At 70.8% G+C, this 19,307-nt stretch carries 17 protein-coding genes and 1 pseudogene; 8 read left to right on the top strand and 10 right to left on the bottom strand.

Annotated features, from left to right (window positions below):
* Positions 1 to 9 precede the first annotated feature (9 nt).
* The 3 genes and pseudogenes from AB0I43_RS02555 to AB0I43_RS02545 all read right to left on the bottom strand — a co-directional run bounded on the left by AB0I43_RS02555 (position 10) and on the right by AB0I43_RS02545 (position 1,537).
* A complete protein-coding gene (locus AB0I43_RS02555; protein ID WP_356972675.1) occupies positions 10 to 747 on the bottom strand; it encodes an MBL fold metallo-hydrolase in 738 nt (245 codons plus the stop codon).
* A gap of 10 nt (positions 748 to 757) precedes the next feature.
* Positions 758 to 948: pseudogene (locus tag AB0I43_RS02550) on the bottom strand (fumarylacetoacetate hydrolase family protein); the annotation flags it as partial.
* A gap of 49 nt (positions 949 to 997) precedes the next feature.
* Positions 998 to 1,537, bottom strand: coding sequence for an ester cyclase (locus AB0I43_RS02545; RefSeq protein ID WP_356972674.1), 540 nt, complete (start codon positions 1,535 to 1,537; stop codon positions 998 to 1,000).
* A 122-nt stretch (positions 1,538 to 1,659) separates the two neighbouring features.
* Here AB0I43_RS02545 and AB0I43_RS02540 point away from each other — a divergent pair, with 122 nt between their 5' ends.
* Together AB0I43_RS02540 and AB0I43_RS02535 are read left to right on the top strand one after the other, a co-directional pair.
* A complete protein-coding gene (locus tag AB0I43_RS02540) occupies positions 1,660 to 2,331 on the top strand; it encodes a TetR/AcrR family transcriptional regulator (protein WP_356972672.1) in 672 nt (223 codons plus the stop codon).
* On the top strand, positions 2,328 to 3,233 hold the full coding sequence (locus AB0I43_RS02535) for an SDR family NAD(P)-dependent oxidoreductase (protein WP_356972671.1): 906 nt from the start codon (positions 2,328 to 2,330) through the stop codon (positions 3,231 to 3,233). Before AB0I43_RS02540 ends, AB0I43_RS02535 begins: the two co-directional genes overlap by 4 nt.
* Here AB0I43_RS02535 and AB0I43_RS02530 read toward each other — a convergent pair.
* A complete protein-coding gene (locus AB0I43_RS02530) occupies positions 3,173 to 3,697 on the bottom strand; it encodes a DUF1772 domain-containing protein (protein WP_356972670.1) in 525 nt (174 codons plus the stop codon). The genes AB0I43_RS02535 and AB0I43_RS02530 overlap by 61 nt on opposite strands.
* Positions 3,698 to 3,781: 84 nt before the next feature.
* Between AB0I43_RS02530 and AB0I43_RS02525 the strand changes: the two genes are divergently transcribed.
* Entirely contained in the window at positions 3,782 to 4,354 is a 573-nt protein-coding gene (locus AB0I43_RS02525; RefSeq protein WP_356972669.1) for a helix-turn-helix domain-containing protein, read from the top strand.
* Here AB0I43_RS02525 and ilvD read toward each other — a convergent pair.
* Complete coding sequence (ilvD, locus tag AB0I43_RS02520; RefSeq protein WP_356972668.1) at positions 4,344 to 6,035, bottom strand: dihydroxy-acid dehydratase; 1,692 nt, start codon at positions 6,033 to 6,035, stop codon at positions 4,344 to 4,346. The two genes, AB0I43_RS02525 and ilvD, sit on opposite strands and share 11 nt — an antisense overlap.
* 76 nt (positions 6,036 to 6,111) lie before the next feature.
* On the opposite strand from ilvD, the gene AB0I43_RS02515 reads away from it, so the two are divergent.
* On the top strand, positions 6,112 to 6,570 hold the full coding sequence (locus AB0I43_RS02515; protein ID WP_356972667.1) for a hypothetical protein: 459 nt from the start codon (positions 6,112 to 6,114) through the stop codon (positions 6,568 to 6,570).
* Between the two features lie 21 nt (positions 6,571 to 6,591).
* On the opposite strand, the gene AB0I43_RS02510 is transcribed toward AB0I43_RS02515, so the two are convergent.
* Positions 6,592 to 7,566, bottom strand: coding sequence for a YafY family protein (locus AB0I43_RS02510; RefSeq protein WP_356972666.1), 975 nt, complete (start codon positions 7,564 to 7,566; stop codon positions 6,592 to 6,594).
* A 61-nt stretch (positions 7,567 to 7,627) separates the two neighbouring features.
* Between AB0I43_RS02510 and AB0I43_RS02505 the strand changes: the two genes are divergently transcribed.
* Complete coding sequence (locus AB0I43_RS02505) at positions 7,628 to 9,874, top strand: excinuclease ABC subunit UvrA (protein ID WP_356972665.1); 2,247 nt, start codon at positions 7,628 to 7,630, stop codon at positions 9,872 to 9,874.
* A 2-nt stretch (positions 9,875 to 9,876) separates the two neighbouring features.
* Here AB0I43_RS02505 and AB0I43_RS02500 read toward each other — a convergent pair whose 3' ends face one another.
* Both AB0I43_RS02500 and AB0I43_RS02495 read right to left on the bottom strand, forming a co-directional pair.
* Positions 9,877 to 11,295 carry an MFS transporter gene (locus AB0I43_RS02500; RefSeq protein ID WP_356972663.1) on the bottom strand — a complete coding sequence of 473 codons (1,419 nt, stop codon included), beginning with the start codon at positions 11,293 to 11,295 and terminating at the stop codon, positions 9,877 to 9,879.
* Positions 11,292 to 11,717 carry a MarR family transcriptional regulator gene (locus AB0I43_RS02495; RefSeq protein WP_356972662.1) on the bottom strand — a complete coding sequence of 142 codons (426 nt, stop codon included), beginning with the start codon at positions 11,715 to 11,717 and terminating at the stop codon, positions 11,292 to 11,294. Before AB0I43_RS02495 ends, AB0I43_RS02500 begins: the two co-directional genes overlap by 4 nt.
* Before the next feature lie 201 nt (positions 11,718 to 11,918).
* Here AB0I43_RS02495 and AB0I43_RS02490 point away from each other — a divergent pair, with 201 nt between their 5' ends.
* On the top strand, positions 11,919 to 12,329 hold the full coding sequence (locus tag AB0I43_RS02490; protein WP_356972661.1) for a hypothetical protein: 411 nt from the start codon (positions 11,919 to 11,921) through the stop codon (positions 12,327 to 12,329).
* A 10-nt stretch (positions 12,330 to 12,339) separates the two neighbouring features.
* Here the strand turns inward: AB0I43_RS02490 and AB0I43_RS02485 are convergent, their stop codons facing one another.
* Both AB0I43_RS02485 and AB0I43_RS02480 read right to left on the bottom strand, forming a co-directional pair.
* The gene (locus AB0I43_RS02485) at positions 12,340 to 14,802 is read right to left on the bottom strand and encodes a LuxR C-terminal-related transcriptional regulator (RefSeq protein ID WP_357431091.1); all 2,463 of its coding nucleotides are present in this window, start codon (positions 14,800 to 14,802) and stop codon (positions 12,340 to 12,342) included.
* Positions 14,803 to 14,940: 138 nt separating this feature from the next.
* A complete protein-coding gene (locus AB0I43_RS02480; protein ID WP_356972659.1) occupies positions 14,941 to 15,249 on the bottom strand; it encodes a hypothetical protein in 309 nt (102 codons plus the stop codon).
* A gap of 210 nt (positions 15,250 to 15,459) precedes the next feature.
* Here AB0I43_RS02480 and AB0I43_RS02475 point away from each other — a divergent pair, with 210 nt between their 5' ends.
* Positions 15,460 to 15,795 (top strand): WhiB family transcriptional regulator, encoded by a 336-nt coding sequence (locus AB0I43_RS02475; protein ID WP_356972657.1) that lies wholly within the window; start codon positions 15,460 to 15,462, stop codon positions 15,793 to 15,795.
* Between the two features lie 151 nt (positions 15,796 to 15,946).
* Positions 15,947 to 19,306, top strand: coding sequence for a BTAD domain-containing putative transcriptional regulator (locus AB0I43_RS02470; RefSeq protein ID WP_356972655.1), 3,360 nt, complete (start codon positions 15,947 to 15,949; stop codon positions 19,304 to 19,306).
* Position 19,307: the final 1 nt, after the last annotated feature.

Here is a 19,307-nt window from a genome sequence, read left to right as displayed (position 1 = left end):
TCGCCACATCTACAGCGACCGGAGCGCGCGCACGAGCTCGTCCCCCTCGACTCGCATCGGCAGCCCGTGCCCCGGCACCAGCGTGCGCACGGGCTGCTCACCCAATCGCACGGCGGTGCCGCGGGTCAGGGCCTCGTCATGATTGAACACGCCGGGCAGCACCTGCGGTCCGGTGCGCTCGACCAGCGGATGCCCGGTGACCAGTGCGTCGCCGGAGAACAGCACGCCCTCCGACGGCAGCAGGTAGGCCGTGTGCCCACTGGTGTGCCCGGGGGTGGGCAGCGCGACCAACCCGCCCGGCAGCGCCGCCAGCACCTCCGGGTCCGCGGCCGTGGCCGTGGGCACGGTCATCCGGATGTGCCCGCGGATCGCGCGCAGCGTGTGCCCCAGCCAGCCCCGCCCGCGCCGCGTGCCCAGTTGCCGGGCCATCCCCACGGGCGTGATCTGTTGCAGGTATTCACGTTTGGCATGCCGCACCTCCTCAGCGCCGGTATAGACAGGCATGCCCACCCGTTCGACGAGCGTGGGCACCGCACCGATGTGGTCCAGGTGCGCGTGCGTGATCAGCACGGCCGCGATATCGCCGAGCTGGTGGCCGATCCGGGTGACCGACTCGAGCACGTCGGCGGTGTCGGCCGGATAGCCCGCGTCGATCACGGTGACCCCGGACCCGTCGCTCACCAGCGCCCAGTTGACATTCGTGCCCGCCACCACATGGACGGAGTCGGAAACCTGATTGATCTGCACTGGTGCTCGCCTACTCCTGGATCCGGTGTTCGATGACGCCGATGCCATCGATCTCCAACCGTAGTTCGTCGCCCGGGACGAGCCAGCGGCCCAGCTCCATACCGCTGCCGCCGGGCAGGGTGCCCGTGCACAGCAGTTCGCCCGGGTAGAGCTGTTCCCCCGCGAGACGTGAGCGACGGCCTCGGCGCTCGAGTATCGCATGCGCCGAGGCCGTCACCCCTGCCGAAGTCGCCGGCCGTCGGCGCGCCTCTCAGCGAGTTCGACTGTCCCGCTGCGCCTTCCGCTTGGCCCGCGCCATCCGCAGCAGATAGCCCGGTGTCGGGGGCACCCAGCCCAGTTGCACCGCCTGCCCGAGATCGTCCCGGTTGGCCCAGTGCTCGAGCACCAGGCCGTCCACGACCCGCAGCCAATGCGACTGGGTCACCGCGAAGGTCTTGCCGGTCGGCGGGAACACCTGATCGATCTGCCCGTCCGCGTTGTAGGCGACGAACGGCCCGGTGTGCCGCCCGTGCATGACCGTGTGCAGCGCGACCAGATCCCCGTCCACGACCGCGGCCTCGATCGTGTGCCGAAGATCCGAGTACGCCGCCCGCAACCACAGCGCGGTGGCGTAGTACGCGCCGGGCCCGCTGCCGCGGGTGTCGGGCGGTTCGGCCGCGGCCTCGCGATTGGTCGCGTCCGGGTGAATGATCGCGTCGAACTCGGCGCGCGTGCCGGTGGCCATGAGGTGCACCGAGCGGATGGCCACCGCGCGCGCCGTCTCGGCCGCGGTCACCGCAGAGCTGTCCATGCGGACCTCCCCCTCGTCGTGGAGCGAATGTGTCTCTCCTGTATCGCCCGCGACGCGTCCGCCGTTCACAGTGACAGCCACACGGGTTGACGACGTATGTAACGATCCCTACAGTCGACGGGGTGTCGACGAGATCCGCTGCGGGGCCGCCTGATTCACGGGATCAGCTCCTGGACGCGGCCGAGCGCCTCATGAGCGCGAAGGGGTACGCGGGGACGCCGGTGTCGGCGATCTGCAAGGCCGCCCAGGTGGCCCCGACCTCGCTGTATTGGCATTTCGGGAGCAAGGAGGGCATTCTCGCGGCCGTCATGGCCCGGGGTGCGCAACGCTGGTTCGACGCGCTGCCGCGCTGGGACGAGAGCGCCCCCGCGAGCGAGCCGGTCGAGGCGCTGATCGCCCGCGGCGCGGCGGCGGTGAGCGCGCATCCGATCTTTCTGCGCCTGTTCTATCTCCTGGTCCTCGACGGAGCCGCCGACGCGACGGTCGGCGGGCTGGTCCGCCAGGTGCGCGAGCAGGCACGGGCCTATTTCGCCGAGGCGATCACCGCGGTGCTGACGGTGACCGCCGGCGCGGAGGTCGCCCGCGTCGCCGCCGCCGAACTCACCCGCTTCGCCCTCGCGTTCTCCGACGGCTGCTTCTTCGCCACCCAACTCGAGCCGGACGAGGCCGATCTCGTGCGGATGTACGGCGACCTCGCGACCGCACTGGTGGCGCTGGCCCCGGCCGCGATCGCCCGCGCCCGGACCGCGACACCCACCGAAACAACCCCGGCACAGAGAGATTCGGTGCGATGAACGAGCAACGCACGGTACTGATCACCGGCGGGACCGGCAGCCTCGGCTATCGGGCCGCCGAGGCCGTCCTCGCCGGCGACCCGGACCTGCACGTCCTGCTCACCGGCCGGAACGCCGACCGGATCCGCACCGCGACAACGGCTCTGGGCAACCGGGCAACCGGACTGCGACTGGACCTGAGCTCGCTCGACGACGTGCGCCGGTTCGCCCGCGAGCTCCCCATGCACGACCTGCCGCCGTTGCACGCGATCGTGTGCAACGCCGGAATCCAGATCGTCACCGGCACGACACTGACGACCGACGGGATCGAAACCACGTTCGCGGTCAACCATCTCGGGCACTTCCTGCTGATCCGCGAGCTGCTGCCCAGCCTGCGCGCACCGGCGCGAATCATCCTCGTCGCCAGCGATACCCACGATCCGGCGAAACCGACCGGCATGCCCGCCCCGCGCTACCGCACCGCCGACGAACTTGCCCATCCCGGCCCGGCCGGCGCGGACAAGCCGGGCCCGACCGGGCGCCGGCGCTACACCACCGCCAAACTCTGCAACGTGCTCACCGCCTACGAGTTGGCGCGACAACTCGACGGCGGCGCGATCACCGTGAACGCGTTCGACCCCGGTTTGATGCCGGGCACCGGGCTCGGCCGCGACTACGGCGGGATCCAAGCCCTCGCCTGGCGCCGGCTGCTCCCCGCACTCACCGCGGTGCCGGGCCTGAATGTCCACACACCGCGCAGGTCCGGGCGGGCCCTGGCCCGGCTCGTGCTGGACCCGGCCCTGGCCGGGGTCACCGGAAAATACTTCTCGGGGCGTCGCATGATCCCCTCCTCCACCGACTCCTACGACGTGGCCAAAGCGCGCGACCTCTGGGCCACCTCCTGCGCGCTCACCGCGCGCTGACCGCCGCGGCCGTATTGCCACAGCGCCAGCGCGATCATCAGACCGAACGCCAGAAGTGCCGTGCCCGTGCGTATTCCGTGGAAGATGTCCCAGCGGGTGAGGATCTGCGCGTAGTTCTCCGGGGCGCCGGCCTCGACCCAGCGGTTGATCTGATGATTGATCGGGACGTTGCCCAGGCGGGTGATGGCGAAGGAGCTCACGACCAGGGCGGTGGCCGTGCCGGCGAGCATCCGGGCTTGCTCCCGGGTCAGGATCGCGAGCGCGAGGCAGCTGAGCGCCGCAGCGGCCATGGTGAGCTGCATGCTGATGCTGTTGGCCCGCATCAGCTGGGTGTGGAACTCCAGCCGCATCTGCAACGGCACCCGATGGAAGGTCGGCGCGATATTGGCCGCGCCGTAACCGAAAGCGCCGGCGAGTAATCCGGTGGTGAGGATCGCGATGGCCTGGGTGAGACGGGTACGCATGAGGACTCCTGGGGCGAGCGCTAGAATTCTTACAGCGCTGTAAACGTTAGAGTCGACGGACAACTTTGACAAGGGTGTAAGAATTTGGCTGCCGCACGAGAACCGCGCCGCCGCGCCGACGCCGAACGCAGTCGCGCGGCGATCCTGGACGCCGCCTGCCGGCTACTGTCCGAGGGCGCCGAGCCCGGCGGCCTGGCCGCCGTCGCGCAGGCGGCCGGCGTGACCCGCCAGACCGTCTACGCCCACTTCGCCAGTCGCGAAGAACTTTTCGCCGCCGTGGCCGACCGCCTGAAATCCGACACCGTCGCCGCCCTCGACGCCGCCGACCTGGAGACGGGCCCGGCCGCGGCCGCCCTGCTCCGGCTCCTCGACGTCAGCTGGCGCGCCGTCGACCTGCGCGCCGTGAAACAGCGCGTCGCCCCCGAAACCGCTCGGGCCCAGCACCCTCCGCCCCCGGTGCTGGACCGTCTGCTCCGCCTGCTCCGGCGCGGTCAGGCCGCCGGCGAATTCGACGGCACCGCCACACCGCAGTGGCTCGCGGCCACCGTCATCGCGATCACCCGGGCCGCCCGCGCCGAAGCCGAAGCGGGCCGCATGACCCGCGCCGAAGCCGAAAAGGCCCTGCACGCAACCGCTCTGCGATTGGTCAGCCCGTAACGGCGCCGTGCGCGGCGGAGCTGACGAGCTTGCGGTACTTGGCGAGCACGCCCGAGGTGTACTTGGGCGGCAGCGGCTCCCAGCCGGATTTGCGCGCGGCCAGTTCGCTCTCGTCGATCTCGACGTCCAGGCGGCGGTTGGCGACATCGAGGGTGATCGGGTCACCGTCGCGGACAAAGGCGATCGGGCCGCCGTCGACGGCCTCGGGCGCGACATGCCCGACGCACAAACCCGTTGTGCCGCCGGAGAATCGGCCGTCGGTGAGCAGCAGGACATCCTTGCCCAGCCCGGCGCCCTTGATCGCGCCGGTGATGGCCAGCATTTCGCGCATGCCGGGACCGCCCTTGGGCCCCTCGTTGCGGATGACCACCACGTCGCCGGCCGCGATCGTGCCGTCCTCGAGCGCGTTCATCGCGGCGCGCTCACCGTCGAAAACCCGTGCGGTGCCGCGGAAGACATCGGAATCGAAGCCCGCGCTCTTCACGACCGCGCCCTCGGGGGCCAGCGTGCCGTGCAGGATGGTCAGCCCGCCGGTCTTGTGGATCGGCCGATCGAGCGGCCGGATGACATCGCCGTCGAGGCTCAGCTCGAGGCCGGACAGGTTCTCGGCCATGGTCTTGCCGGTGACGGTCATGACATCGCCGTGCATCAGGCCCGCGTCGAGCAGCGCCTTCATCACGACCGGAATGCCGCCGACCTTGTCGACATCGTTCATCACGTAGCGCCCGAACGGTTTCAGATCGCCCAGGTGCGGGACCTTGTCGCCCACGCGGTTGAAATCGGCCAGGGTCAGGGGCACTCCGGCCTCGCGGGCGATGGCCAGCAGGTGCAGCACGGCGTTGGTGGAGCCGCCCAGCGCCATCACCACCGTGATGGCGTTCTCGAACGCCTCCAGCGTCAGGATGTCGCGGGCCGTGATGCCCCTCCGCAGCAGCTCGACGACGGCTTCGCCGGAACGCTCGGCGTACTCGTCGCGGCGGCGGTCGGGGGCGGGCGGCGCGGCCGAGCCCGGCAGGCTCATCCCGAGCGCCTCGGCCGCCGAGGCCATGGTGTTGGCGGTGTACATGCCGCCGCACGCGCCCTCGCCCGGGCAGATCGCCCGTTCGATCCGGTCGACCTCCTCGCGGGTGATCAGGCCCTTGATGCAGGCGCCGACGGCCTCGAAGGCGTCGATGATCGTGACGTCCTTGCCGTCGACATTGCCCGGCAGCGTCGACCCCGCGTAGAGGAACACGCTGGAGAGATCGAGCCGCGCGGCGGCCATCAGCATCCCGGGCAGGCTCTTGTCGCAGCCGGCCAGCAGGACCGAGCCGTCCAGCCGCTCGGCCATCATGACCGTCTCCACCGAGTCGGCGATGATCTCACGGCTGACCAGCGAGAAGTGCATGCCCTCGTGGCCCATCGAGATGCCGTCCGACACCGAGATCGTGCCGAATTCCAGCGGGTAGCCGCCGCCGGCGTGCACCCCGCGCTTGACGGCCTTGGCCAGCCTGTCCAGCGAGAGATTGCACGGGGTGATCTCGTTCCAGCTGGAGGCCACGCCGATCTGCGGCTTGGCCCAGTCGTCGTCGCCCATGCCCACGGCGCGGAGCATGCCGCGCGCGGCCGTCTTCTCGAGGCCGTCGGTCACGTCGCGTGAGCGCGGCTTGATATCGAACGACCGGTCGGAGTCGGGTGCCATGGCGCAAGTCTACGGCCGCCCGCACACCGTGCGATTTCGGTCTCGGGACCCGAAACGGAGGTCTAGGGTCGGACGCATGAGCGAACTCGAGCACGAGATCGACGACTACCTCACCCGCTACGCCGCCACCCTCACCCACTACGACGCGCAAGCCGCCGCCGAGCTGTGGGGGACGCCGGGCATGATCCTCGACGACCGCTTCGCGGGCGCGCTCGATTCCCGCGCGAAGATGGCCGAGGGACTCACCCAGTCCTACCCGCTCTATCAGAAGCTCGGCCTGGCCTCGGTGGGGTACGAACGCCTGAGTCTCCAGCAACTCGCGGACACGATCTACCTGGTCCGGGTCCGCTGGCTGTTCTACGACGCCGAGGGCGTCCAGCTCACCGACGGCACCAACAACTACATCCTGCGCCGCGACGACGACGGCCTGCACGCCTACGTGTGCATTCCCACCGACGAGGCGCAGAAGCTGCAACAGCTGGCCGAGGAACGGGGCATCGACCTGGCCGCGGAGATGGGCGGAGCCTCGGATTGAGCCGCGGCCGAGGATGTTTCGTCAGCCCGGCGAGCCCGCCCGGCGCAACCGGTCGGCGAGCCGCACGGCGTGCTCCCGGAACTCGGCGGGCTCCTCGATGACGAACTCCGCTCCGATCAGCCCGACCTGAACGATCAGCCACTCGAACGAATCCACCCGCGTGGTGACCCGGCAGCGCCGCGCGCCGAGCGCTTCGATCTCGCAGTCCTGGAACTTCAGCACGTCCGCGACCGTCGCCGCGGTGGCCTCGACCGTGACGACCGCGCGGTGCCGCGCCACGCTCAGCCCCTCGCGCAGGTACTCCGCACCCGACCGGGCGGGCAGCGGGCGCGGCGCGAAACGGCTTGCGGTAGCGGCGATCTCCTCGGCGCGATCGAGCCGGAAGCTGCGCCAGTCGGCCCGCTCCACATCCCAGGCCAGCAGATACCAGCGCAGATGCAGGTGGATCGCCCGATAGGGCTCGACCCGGCGACGGGAGCGGGTGCCGTCGCGGCTGATGTAGCTGAAGGTGAGGTGCTCGTGCCGCGCGGCCGCCCGGCCGACGGCGGCCAGGGTCTCGGGCGCGACGGCGGGCGCGTTCTGCGGCGCGGTTTCCACCGTCTCGCGCAACGCGAGCACGGCCGGGCGCAGCCGGGCGGGCAGGAACTGATCGAGTTTGCCGAAGGCGCGATCGGCGGCGGGCGCGAAACCCTCGGGACCGTCGTGCGGCTCGCGCGGGGTGGTCGCGCCGAGCAGGGCCAGGCTGACGAGGGTGGCGACGGCCTCGTCGTCGTCCAGCACCAGTGGCGGCAGCGCGCGCCCTGCGGCGAGGCGGTAGAAGCCGCTCGGCCCGGGCTGGGTCGAGACGGGATAGCCGTACTCGCGCAACCGCTCCACATCGCGGCGCAGGGTACGCGGGCTCACCTCGAGGCGGGCGGCGAGTTCCTGCCCGCTGAAGCGCCGGCCCGTCTGCAACTGGGCCAGCAGGTCGAGCATGCGGCGGGTGACATCGGCCATGACTCCAGCATGCCCGTAATCGCGGTCAGAATCCGGCCACATCTGCTCGTAGCGTCGAGATATGACCGCTTTCGAGCAGCACCGCAGCATCCGCATCCGGGGCGCCCGCACGAACAACCTGCGCCGGATCGATCTCGACGTCCCGCGCAACAGCCTCGTCGTCTTCGCCGGGGTCTCCGGCTCCGGCAAGTCCTCGCTGGTCTTCGACACGATCGCGGCCGAGGCCGGTCATCAGGTGAACGAGAACTATCCGCCCTTCGTGCGCAACCGGCTGCCGCGCTGGACGCGGCCCGCGGTCGACCACCTCGAGGGCCTCTCGCCGGTGGTGGTCATCGATCAGCGGCGGCTGGGCAGCAACGCGCGCTCCACCGTCGGCACCAGTACCGACGCCTACAGCTATCTGCGCCTGCTGTTCTCGCGGATCAGCACGCCGCACGTCGGGGAGTCCAACCACTTCTCGTTCAACGATCCGGCCGGAATGTGCCCCGCCTGTTCGGGATTGGGCGAGATCATGACCACCGCCGTGGACCGCGTGCTGGACCTGGACAAGTCGCTGCGCGCGGGCGCGGTGCGACTGCCGGGCTTCGGCAACGGCCAGTACTGGTACCGGCAGTACGCCGACATCGGGTCCTTCGACGCCGACACCCCGCTGCGGGAGTGGACCGCGGCCGAACGCGAGGCGCTGCTCTTCGGCGGCGCCGCGGCGGCGCGGCTGGGCACCCGGCCGCCGCGGGACTATGAGGGCGTCGTCGAACGCTTCGAACGGATCTACCTGCACACCGCCGACACCATCTCCGACCGCAAACAGGCGGTGCTGCGGCAATTCACCGAGACCCGCGAATGCCCGGACTGCCACGGCGAGCGGTTGCACGCCGCGGCCCGCGCCGCGCGGGTGCTCGGGCACACCATCACCGAGCTGAGCGCCCTGGAAATCGCCGAACTCGCCGAGGTGCTGGCTGCGGTCACCGAGGCGAACGTGGCGCCCGTGGTGGCGGCGCTGCGCGAGCGGCTGTCCGCGCTCACCACCATCGGCCTGGGCTACCTGTCGCTGGCCCGGCCCACCGGCACCCTGTCCGGCGGCGAGTCACAGCGGCTGAAGACGGTGCGGCACCTGGGCAGCAGCCTGGTCGAAATGCTCTACGTCTTCGACGAGCCCACGATGGGCCTGCACCCGCACGACGTGCACTCGCTGACCGAACTGCTGAAACAGTTGCGGGACAAGGGCAATACCGTGCTGGTGGTCGAACACGACCCCGATGTGATGCGGCACGCGGACCGCGTGGTGGAGATCGGGCCCGGGGCCGGCACCGCGGGCGGCGCGGTCGTGTTCGAGGGCTCGTTCGCCGAGTTGCGGGCCGCCGACACCCCGACCGGGCACGGCCTGCGCCGCCGCCCCGAACCGCGCCCGCACCGCACGCCCGCGGGCAAGCTGCGGGTCGACAACGCCACCCGCAACAATCTGCGCGGACTCACCGTCGACTTCCCCACCGGCGTGCTCACCGTGCTCACCGGCGTCGCCGGCTCCGGAAAGTCCAGCCTGGTGGCCGAATTGCTGGACCAGCACCCGGCCACCCTGGTCGACCAGCGCCCGGTCACCACCAACCGGCGTTCGACGCCGATCACCTACACCGGCATCGCCCCCGCCGTGCGCCGGCTCTTCGCCGCCCGCAACGACGTGCGGCCGACGCTGTTCAGCGCGAATTCGGCCGGGGCCTGCCCGGCCTGCAAGGGACTCGGCGTCATCTACACCGATCTGGCGTTCATGGAAGGGCAGGAAACGGTCTGCGAAACCTGTGCCGGACGACGGTTCACCCCCGAGGTGCTGCGCTACACCGTCGATGGCCTGAGCATCGCCGACATCGACGACCTCACCATCGCCGACGCCGCCGCCCGGCTGCCCGAGGCCGCGATCACCCGGCCGCTGCGCCGGCTCACCGAGGTCGGCCTCGGATACCTGCGCCTGGGCCAGGCGCTGACCACGCTCTCCGGCGGCGAATGCCAGCGCCTGAAGATCGCCAAGGAACTCGGCCGCCGCGGCGAGCACACCCTCTACGTCCTCGACGAGCCCACCACCGGCCTGCATCTGTCCGACATCGACACCCTGCTGGGTGTGCTCGGCACGCTGGTCGATCAGGGGAACACGGTGGTCGTCATCGAACACAACCTCGATGTCATCCGGCAGGCCGACCACGTCATCGATCTCGGGCCGGGGCCCGGACGGCACGGCGGGCAGCTCGTCTTCGCCGGGACGCCCGAGGCGCTGGCCGCCTGTTCGGCTTCCAAAACCGGGCGCGCCCTGCGGGATTGAGGTCAGCGACCGGCGGCGACCGGTGCGGCGGGCTGCTCGCTGCCCGGCTTGTCCCGGGTCAGCACATGGGTGATCACGAGTACGGCGAGCACCGTGCTGCACCCCGCGGCGCCCACCGCGAGACCGATTTCGATGCCCGAGTCGGACGGGTACCCGGTGGCGGCGGGATGCGCGGCTAGCACCGCGCCGGACATGGCGCTGCCGAAGGAGCCGCCGACGGTGCGCAGCACCTGGTTGAAACTCACCGCGCTGCCCAGTTCGGCGTCGGCGACGCTGCGGGCGATCAGCGCGGGCATGGCGGCATAGGTGGTGCCGATGCCCGCGCCGACGCCGAACATGCCGATCAGGATCTCCCACAGTTCGTCGTGCGCCAGCCACAGCACCAGACCGGAGCCGGCCACCAGGGCGGACCCGGGAATCAGCAAGGCGCGCATCGGAATACGCGCCGCGATCCGGCGCACCACCCGGTTGGCCGCGAAACTGCCGATCGACAGGGGCAGCATGACGAACCCGGCCCAGAACAGCGGCAGCCCCACGCCGTAACCGGTGCTCGTCGGCGCCTGGGCGATCAGGCTGGTGATCGACAAGCAGGCGTACATCGCCGCACCGAGGCCGATGGCGGTGCCGTTGGCGACGAGCACGTCGCCCGTGCGCAGCGTGCGCAAATTCACCAGCGCGTGCGGGGTGCCCAGTTCCACCAGGGCCCAGATGATCAGCAGCGCGACCGAGACCACCAGCAGGCCGATCGTCCACGGCGAGCCCCAGCCCCAGCGTGCGCCCTCGCCCGCGACGAGCAGCACGCCCGCCAGGCCCGTGCCGATCAGGAGCGCGCCGCGCAGATCGAACGGCAGCCGCGGGGCCTGCTCGTCCGGCCCGTCGGGCACCCGGAACCAGACGATCAGCACGGTCGAGAGCAGGAACAGGGCAGCGGCCCAGAAGGCGAACCGGTAACCGAGCACGTCGGCGAGGATGCCGGTGAGCGGGTAGCCCAGGCCGAGACCGCTGGCGACCGTCACCGACAGCGCCGAGATGCCGCCGCGCACCTCGGCGGCGGGCAGGTAGCGGCGGGCCAGCGCGATCGTCACCGGGACGATGCCGTAGCTGAGCCCCTGCAGGGCGCGGCCGATCAGGAAGATCACGAAGTTCGGCGCGGTGGCCGCGACGACCGAACCGAGCAGAATGATCGACAGCGACCACAGCAGCAGCCGCTTCTTGTGCGGTCCGTCGCTGAGTCTGCCCATGATCGGCGTCATCACGGCGCCGACCAGCAGGTTCACCGTGAGCGTCCACTGCGCGGCGCTGACCTCGACGTGCATGTCGTGGGCGATCGCCGGCACCAGCAGCATGCCGAGCGAGCTGACGATGGCGGCGGTGAGCGCCGTGTAGACCAGGACCGGGGTCAGGCGCGGTGCGGCGCTCATGCGAGCGGCTCCGTGCCCGCCAGCTTGCGCAGGGCCGGCACGGCACGGTCCAGCAGCGCCCGTTCGTCGTCGGTAAGACGTTCGGCGACAGCGTTTTCCAGCCAGTCCAGGCTCGCGGCGCGCTCCGCGCGGAGGCGGACCCGCCCGAGCGCGGTGAGTTCGATCCACGCCTTGCGGCGATCCTCGCTGTCCGGCGTGCGCTCGACCAGGCCGAGCGCCTCGAGTTCCCGGACCGCGGTCGCGATCGCCTGCGGGCTGACGTGCTGCGCCGCCGCCAGCGTGGTCGCGGTGGCCCGCCCCTGCCGGTCCAGATACCCCAGGATGCCGAGCTTGCCGACCGAGATGGTCCGGCCGCTCAACAGTCGCCGCAGAATCGGATGCAGGGCTTCGCCCAGCTCACGGGCAGTAGAGGAATCGGGCATGCCGAAAACTATACAACCAAGTTGATCAATTTAGTTGCTTAGTTTCTGTGATACCGGCCATCACGCTCGCGCTGCCCGGCGATGTCCGCGACAGGTGCGGCCGCGCCGTTCGGCGAACTCACCCCCGGCGGGGGAAGTGCGGCCGAGCCGGAGGGAGCAGATTCGGGGAAGTCCAGCAATCCATTCCGGAAGGGGCGATCCATGACACACGAGTCGGACATCGAGCACCCGGGGCGGCGCGCCGCCGCGGCCGGCACCTCGATCGCGGCGGCGATCCTGCTGCTCACCGTCGGCGTGATCTCCATCCTGCAAGGCATTTCGGCGATCGCCGCCGATCAGCTCTATGTGGCCGGATTCGAGTACATCTACCGGTTCGACACGACCGCGTGGGGCTGGACGCACACCGGGCTCGGAATCCTGCTGTCGCTCTGCGCGATCGGCTTGCTCTACGGGGCGACCTGGGCGCGGGCGGCGGCGATCTTCCTCGCCGCGCTGTCGATCATCGGCAATTTCCTCTCCCTCCCCTACTATCCGGCCTGGTCGATCCTGATCATCGTGCTCGATGTGGTGGTGATCTGGGCCGTCGCCACCTGGCGGCCCGACCGGGTCTGATCCGGGCGTCTCAGAGCAGGCCGACCCGACGGGCGGCGACGAGCGTCTCCGCCCGGGAGGTGGTCCCGAGCTTGGCGTAGATCCCGCGCAGATGCGTCTTCACGGTATTGATCGACACACCGAGGCCCTCCGCGATCTGCTGCGTGGTCCGCCCGGAGGGCAACTGCGCGAGCACCGTGCGCTCGGTGACGGTCAGGCGCGGCGGCGCGGCACCGCGCCGGACCGCGGGGTGCCGCCGGATCTCCTCGGCGAATCCGCTGTACCTGCCGAACGTGCCGCCGTGCGCGTCGAGCAACGCGAGCACGCCGGGGATCTCCAGGAACGGCCGCACGAGCCGATCCGGCGCGGCGGCCCACAGCGCCAACTCGACCGCGGCCTTGGCCGGCAGCGGATTCGTCAGCGCGGCCTGCGCCGCGGCGGTCAGCAGCAGGGCGGTGACGGTGTGCACCGGATGCGCCGCGTCGCGCGCGAGCACCGGTTCCACCAGCTCCAGAACGGTTTTCGGCTGCTCCGCGTGCGCGGCGACCGTCGCGCGGGCCAGCGCGATGCCCGGTTGCGCGCCGAGCGTCTCCTCGGCCCGATCGATCAGCGGCCGCAGCGTGTGCGCGTCGTTCACCTCGAGCAGGACGCGCACCACCTGGGGCAGCAGCAACCCCGTCACCGCGGGCAGCGCGCGGGCCCGTCGCAGCAGCGCCTCCAGGCTCGCGCGCAACGACACCGCCGCGGCGTACTTGTCCTCGACCGACCAGTACCGCCGCAGCTGTGTGACAACTGCCGCGCAGCGCGGCTCGGCCTGCGCCGCGCCGTGATCGCCCCGGAGATAACCGATATACGACGACACGCTCTGGGCCGCGACGGCGTCGGCCGACTCGCCGAGTTGCCGGGCGTGGGCGAGCCGCACCGCCCGGTCGGCGATGTCGCGCGCCACCGAGACCCCGCCCAGCACACCGACGGTGAGCGCGAGGCGCGCGGTGGCGCGCAGCACCAAGCGGTGGTGCCCGGCGCATTTGGCCAGCGCCAGGCCGCGCCGCAGTTGCCGTCTGGCGCCGCGCGCCTCGCCGCGTGCCAGCAGAACCGCGGCCACTTCGATCGCGACGTAGGCGTCGATCTCGGCCTGGCCGGTGACCGGAAGTGGTTCGGGCAGCGCGATTTCGGTGAGCCCGGTGCCGGTGGCGACCGCGGTGGCCACGGTCGCGGCCAGGATCAGCGGAGCCAGCCGGTCGAGCGGCGCGATCGTCTCGACGTCCGGCGTGCGCTCGCGCACCAGATCCAGGTGGGTCGCCGCGGCCGCGGCCTCGCGCCGTTCGAGCGCGTCGATCGCGCGCAGCACCCACAGGTAGGGGTCGTCGGCCGGCAGCCGGCCGGCCTGCTCGAACTGCTGGAACAACTGTGGCCCGCCGCCGTCGAGTACCACGCGCAGCGCCTGCTCGCGCAGGAAGCACTGCTGCTCGGCGGCCGTGCCCGCCAGCACGTGCGGCAGCGCGGCCAGCGGCATGTCCATCGCCGCGAACCAGTCGGCCGTGCGCCGGTGCACCTCGAAATGACCGGCGCCGTAGCGCGATTCGGCCAGCAGCTGGGCGCGCAGCATCGGGTGGTAGCGGAACCAGAGCTCCCCGTCGCGCGCCAGGTGCGTCACCGGGAAGTTGATCCGCAGCAGGCCGTCCAGCATCTGGTGCGCGTCGAGTTCGGTGAGCTGTTCGGCCAGGGCGGCGGTAAAGGTCTCGGGAACGCTCGTGTCGACGACGAATCGTCGGACCTGGCCGGGTAATTCGTCCACGAATTCGGCGAGCAGGAAATCCGCGACCGCGGGCGGGGTGCCCGCCAGCTCGGCCAGCGCGGTCCGGCGATCGGGGTGCGCGGCGAGCCGGGCCGCCGCGATCCGGACCAGCGCCGGCCAGCCGTGCGTCAGGTTCAGCACCGCGTCGAGTTCGGTGTCGGTGAGCAGGCAGCCGTGTTCCGCGCACAGCTCCCGCACCCGCGCGCCGGAGAACGCGAGATCCGCCGCGCTCAAACAGGTTACGAGCCCGGACAACTCCACCGCGTGCCACCGCAGCGGCGGCGCGAAGCGGGCCGAGATCACCGCGGTGGTCGAGGCGGGCAGGTGCGTGAGCAGGTATTCCAGGTAGGCCAGGGCGGGCGGTTCGGTGATCAGGTGCGCGTTGTCGATGACCAGCAGAGCCGGCGGCCGCGCCCGCGGCTCGAGCGCGGCGCGCAGCGCGGCGGCCCCGGCGTTGCGACCGGTCACCGTCAGCCACCGGACATCCAGACGCGGCTGCGCGGAGTACCGGTGGTTGCCGAGCCAATCGGCGATCAGCACGGTTTTCCCGCTGCCGGCCGGCGCCGAGATCAGCACCGCGTGACCGCGCGCCGTGGCGACGGCGGCGTCCAGCCGGCGATACAGCTCGGGCCGCGCGAGCGGGGTGAACGCGAAAGTCGGTATTTCGGTCCCGGACAATTTCGACTCTGTGGTCATCGGCTTCCCTCTATTCCCGCGATCGGCCCGGACATTTTCCGGCAGGACACTTCCGGAATGCTTCGAGCGAAATTCCGGAGCGTGCCCCACGCGCGCTCCGGCCGGGTTCGGAATACCCCGGCCGGAGCGCGGCGCCGATCACTCCGTTGTGATCAGAACAAAGGGCGCGTAATCGCGCACATGACCGTCCAGCCACTCCCAGATCGACGCGTCCTCGACGGCGGCGCCGCGCTGCCGGCACAGCCGCCAGCCCGCGTCGGACCGGTGCCAGATATCGCCGTCGCGATCCAGATACAGCCCGGGCAGGCGGGGTTCGCAGCCGAAGGCCGTGTCCCCCGGCGCCACGGGCCCGAGCAGGGCGACCAGGATCGATGCTCCGCAGGCGGTGGTCGTCGCGTGCGCGACGGAGGTCTTCGGTCCGGATTCGAGGGTCGGCGGTGTGGGCATCGGCTGCACTCCTAGAGGTCGAAGAATTGCGTTTCGACAATTATCCGACACCGCACTTCCATTCTTCTTTCAATTATCTTCCGCGCGACTTCCCGCCGAATTCGATATCTTTTCGTAATTCTCGAGAGTTGCGGAACCCGCCGGTGCCGTGAATACAGTAGCGGCGTTCCCGGTACTTGAATCCGAAATTCGGACGAGGAGGTAGTTCGCGTGAACTGGCGACAGCGGGCCGCGTGCCAGGGCGCCGCGCCCGGCATCTTTCATCCCGCCGTACCACCGAAAGGCGATCCGAGACAGGCCCTGGCCTACTGCCGGCGCTGTCCCGTCGTCACCGACTGCGCGGCACACGCGCTACAGATAACCCAGCGCCGCGGGATCGTCGCCGGCGTATGGCTGGACGCCGACCGCGAGGGCGCCGCGTTATTGCGGAACATCGCGGTGAAACAAGCCCGTCCGCCACGCTGCCTGAAGTGCTGGCGGGTCCTGCAATCGGATTGCCCCGACCGCGTCTGCGCGCTCTGCGGTTTTGCCGAGATCCCGGCCTGAAGGAGCGGATACCGTTGTCCGACAACGGGTTTGCTAGATACGTCACAGTCGTTTCAGTTTGTCGAACGGGTTTTTTGCGGGTAATTTACCGGGCGTTCTTCAGTTCAATTTGATGGTGTTGATTTCCCGACGGTTGGAGGGACGTCGTGTCATGACGGAACCACAGGTTCAGGTGTTCGGCCCGCTACAGGTTTCGCTCGGCGGTCGCACCGCTCGGATCGGCGCCGGTCGCCAACGAGCGGTCCTCGGGCGATTGGTGCTGGCCGGTGGGCAGGCGATCGGCAGCGATCGCCTGGTAGAGGATGTGTGGGAAGGCGATCCGCCGTCGCACGCGCCGAGCGTGTTGCAGGTGCAGATCCACAATTTGCGGCGGGTGCTCGAACCCGCGCGAAGACCGCGCGGCGCCGCACGAATTCTGGTGTCCGAGGGCGGCGGATACGCGCTGCGGCTGGCGGCCGCGAGTGTGGACGCATGGCGTTTCGAAGCACAGATGCGCCAGTACGAACAGCGGATGCACAATCCCGCGGATCGGCCCGGGCCGCTGGAACGGTACCGGCTGCTCGACGAGGCGCTGAATTGCTGGCACGGTGCGGCATTCGAATCCTTTTCCAGCGCTTCGTGGGCCACGGCGGAGGTTTCCCGCCTGACCGATTTACGGGTGAGCGCGACCGAGATGCGCGCCGAAGCGGCACTGGAACTGGGCCGCCTCGGTGAGGTCGTTACCGTGTTGCGTCAGCAGGTAGAAGAACACCCCGGACGCGAAGAAAGCGCGCGTTTGCTGGCCGCGGCGCAGTATCGGCTCGGACAACAGGTGGAGGCCCTGGCCACCGTGCGCAGGGCGCGCGAATACCTGCGCTCGGAATTCGGCATCGATCCCGGGCCCCGGCTGGCCGATCTCGAAACGGCGATCCTGAAACAGAGCGTCGAGCCCGAGCACGTGGGCGAGCACGCGACGACGCCGATCGTGGTGCCCGCGCCCGCCGACGAGCCGCGCCCGCGCCCACTGCCCGCCGAGGCCGAACCGACCTTCTATCCGCGACAGCGAGCGGCCCTGTCCGCCATCGCGACCGAGGCTCGCCGCTCCGGACTGCGGCTGACCTGGCTGGCCGGCGCCGCCGGCGCGGGCAAGACGACGCTCACGAGTTTCGTCGCCGCGCATCTGGCCGCCGCGGGCTGGACCACCGCCATCGGCCGCTGCCCCGAGGTCGACGGCGCGCCGCCCGCCTGGGCCTGGACCGAGATTCTCGCCGCCCTCGGCGGCGCGCCGGCGCTGTCGGAAACCACCGGCCACATCGACCCGTTCACGATCGTGCGCGCGGTGACCGAACGCTGCCGCGAACTGCTCGCGACCGGCCCGGTGGCCCTGGTCCTGGAGGACGCGCACCGCGCCGACGACGCGACGCTGCAGGTGCTGCGGCAGTTGACGAACTGGCTCCAGCAGGAGTCCGTGCTCGTGCTGGTGACGGTGCGCGACCACGAGCGGTCACCGGCGCTGCGCGCGGCGGAGGCGGCGCTGGCCGATCGGATGACCGAGCGGATCGTCCTGGCGGGCCTGGACCTGGCGGGCACCCGCAAGATCGCCCAGGACGCCGGTCTCACGACCATCGACCTGGCCGCGTTGCAGACGCTGCACGAACGCACAGGCGGCAATCCCTTCTTCGTCCGGGAACTGTCCAAACGGATCGCGGCGCGCGGAGATTCGCGCGGACTGCCCGAGAACATCCGCGCGGTGCTGATCGACCGGATCGACCAGCTGCCCGAGGGCATGCTGACCGTGCTCCAGTACATCGCGGTGTGGGGCCGGGAGATCGATTTCGACACCCTGCTCGGACTGTGCGGCGTCGCCGAGGAGACGCTCGTCGATCTGATCGACTCCGCCGTGGCGGCGCGCCTGGCCGGGTTCGACCACCGGGAGCGGATCGTCTTGAACCAGGCGCTGGTACAGGACACCGTGTACAACAGCATCTCGCCGCTGCGCCGCGTGCGCATGCACTGGAGCGCGCTGGAATTCCTGGAGGCGCGAGTCGACGCATGCTCCCCCGACCTCGGGTACGCGGAACTGCTCGCGCATCACGCCGCCCGCGGCGCGACCCGGACGACGGCCACGCACGCGCTGCGCCACGTGGTCGCGGTCGCGCGCGGCCACGAACGCCTGGGCATCCACCCGGTCGGCCTGTGGCGCAGCGCGGTCGAATTACACGAACTGGCAGGGCATTCCGCCCGCACCGCCGAGCCGGACGATCGGCTGGCCCTGTTCGAGACGCTGCGCGCCTTCGCCGACGCGCTGACCCAGGACGGGCACGCCCTGCATGCCCGGGTCGTGCGCAAACGCGCGCTCGGCCTGGCCGAGGAGCTGGACGACAAAATGCTGATGGTGCGGGCGCTGACCTGCCGGATCACCCCGACCATCTGGGTCGCCCAGGACTGGTGCCGGACCGACGCGCACCTGCTCGAAGCCCTGGAAGCCGCTCTGGCCCGCACCGATTCGGTGACCGAGCGGACCTCGCTGCTGATCACCCTCGCCATCGAGACCGCGGACGCGATTCCGCCGATGCGCGAGCGCGCCGCGGAGGCGCTGCGCCTGGCGCGCGGCGCCGCCGACGCCGAGTTGCTGTGCGCCGCACTCAATGCCGTGGCGAACACGGTCGCCGAACCCGGCGCCGCGGCGAGCCTGCGCGCGATCGCCGCGGAACTGCTCGACGTCGCCCGCACCGCCGGGCTGCGCGACTATCAGGCGCTGGCGCACTATCTGCGCTTCCTGGCGGCCTGCCGCGACGCCGACCTGGCCGCCGCGAACCGGCATTCGGCCGCCGCGCAGGAGTGCGCGCCCTACGGCCATCCGAGTCCGCTGCCCGACGTGCTGCTGGCCTTCGGCGCGGTGGTGGAGGTTCTGCGCGGCGATCTGGCCGAGGCCGAGCGCGCGTATCAGCGGTTCGCCGCCCGGATGACCGAGGCCGGCGTCGCGAACACCGAGGTGATCCGCATGGTCGGCGCGCTCACCCTGGGCTGGGCTCGCGGCGACCTCTCCGGCCTGCTGGACCGGCTGAAGACCCTCTACGACACCGCCCCGGACCGGGTGGCGCAGCTCTATATCGTGAGCCTGCTGCACGGTGGCGACGAAGCACAGGCGCGCACCCTGTTCCACGCGCATCCCGTCGTACGGCGCGACGTGCACCGCCCGCTGATGTGCGCCTTCCGCGCCACAGCCGCCGTGGCCCTGGGCGAGGTCGAGGCGGCCGCCGAACTGTTCGAAGCCCTGCTCCCCTACTCCGGCACGCTGCTCGGATTCCACACCGGCGCGGCCTATTTCGGTCCGGTCGACGCCCTGCTCGCCGATCTCGCCGAGCTCACCGGCCGCGCCGACACCGCGCACGCCCTGCGCGCCCGCGCCGACGCCGCGCTGCGCCGCATCCACACCGCCGCGGACGCCCTGGCCCCGCGCGCCCACCAGACCGGCGACGCGCCCCGGCCGCGACTCGCCGACAGCCCCGGTCTGCCCGCGCTGCTGTGAG

It is taken from the genome of Nocardia sp. NPDC050435 (assembly GCF_040655395.1).
In the GTDB taxonomy this organism is placed as follows: Bacteria; Actinomycetota; Actinomycetes; order Mycobacteriales; family Mycobacteriaceae; genus Nocardia.
The sequence above is the reverse complement of the archived record's forward strand: the minus strand, read 5'-3'. Positions and strand labels throughout refer to the sequence as shown.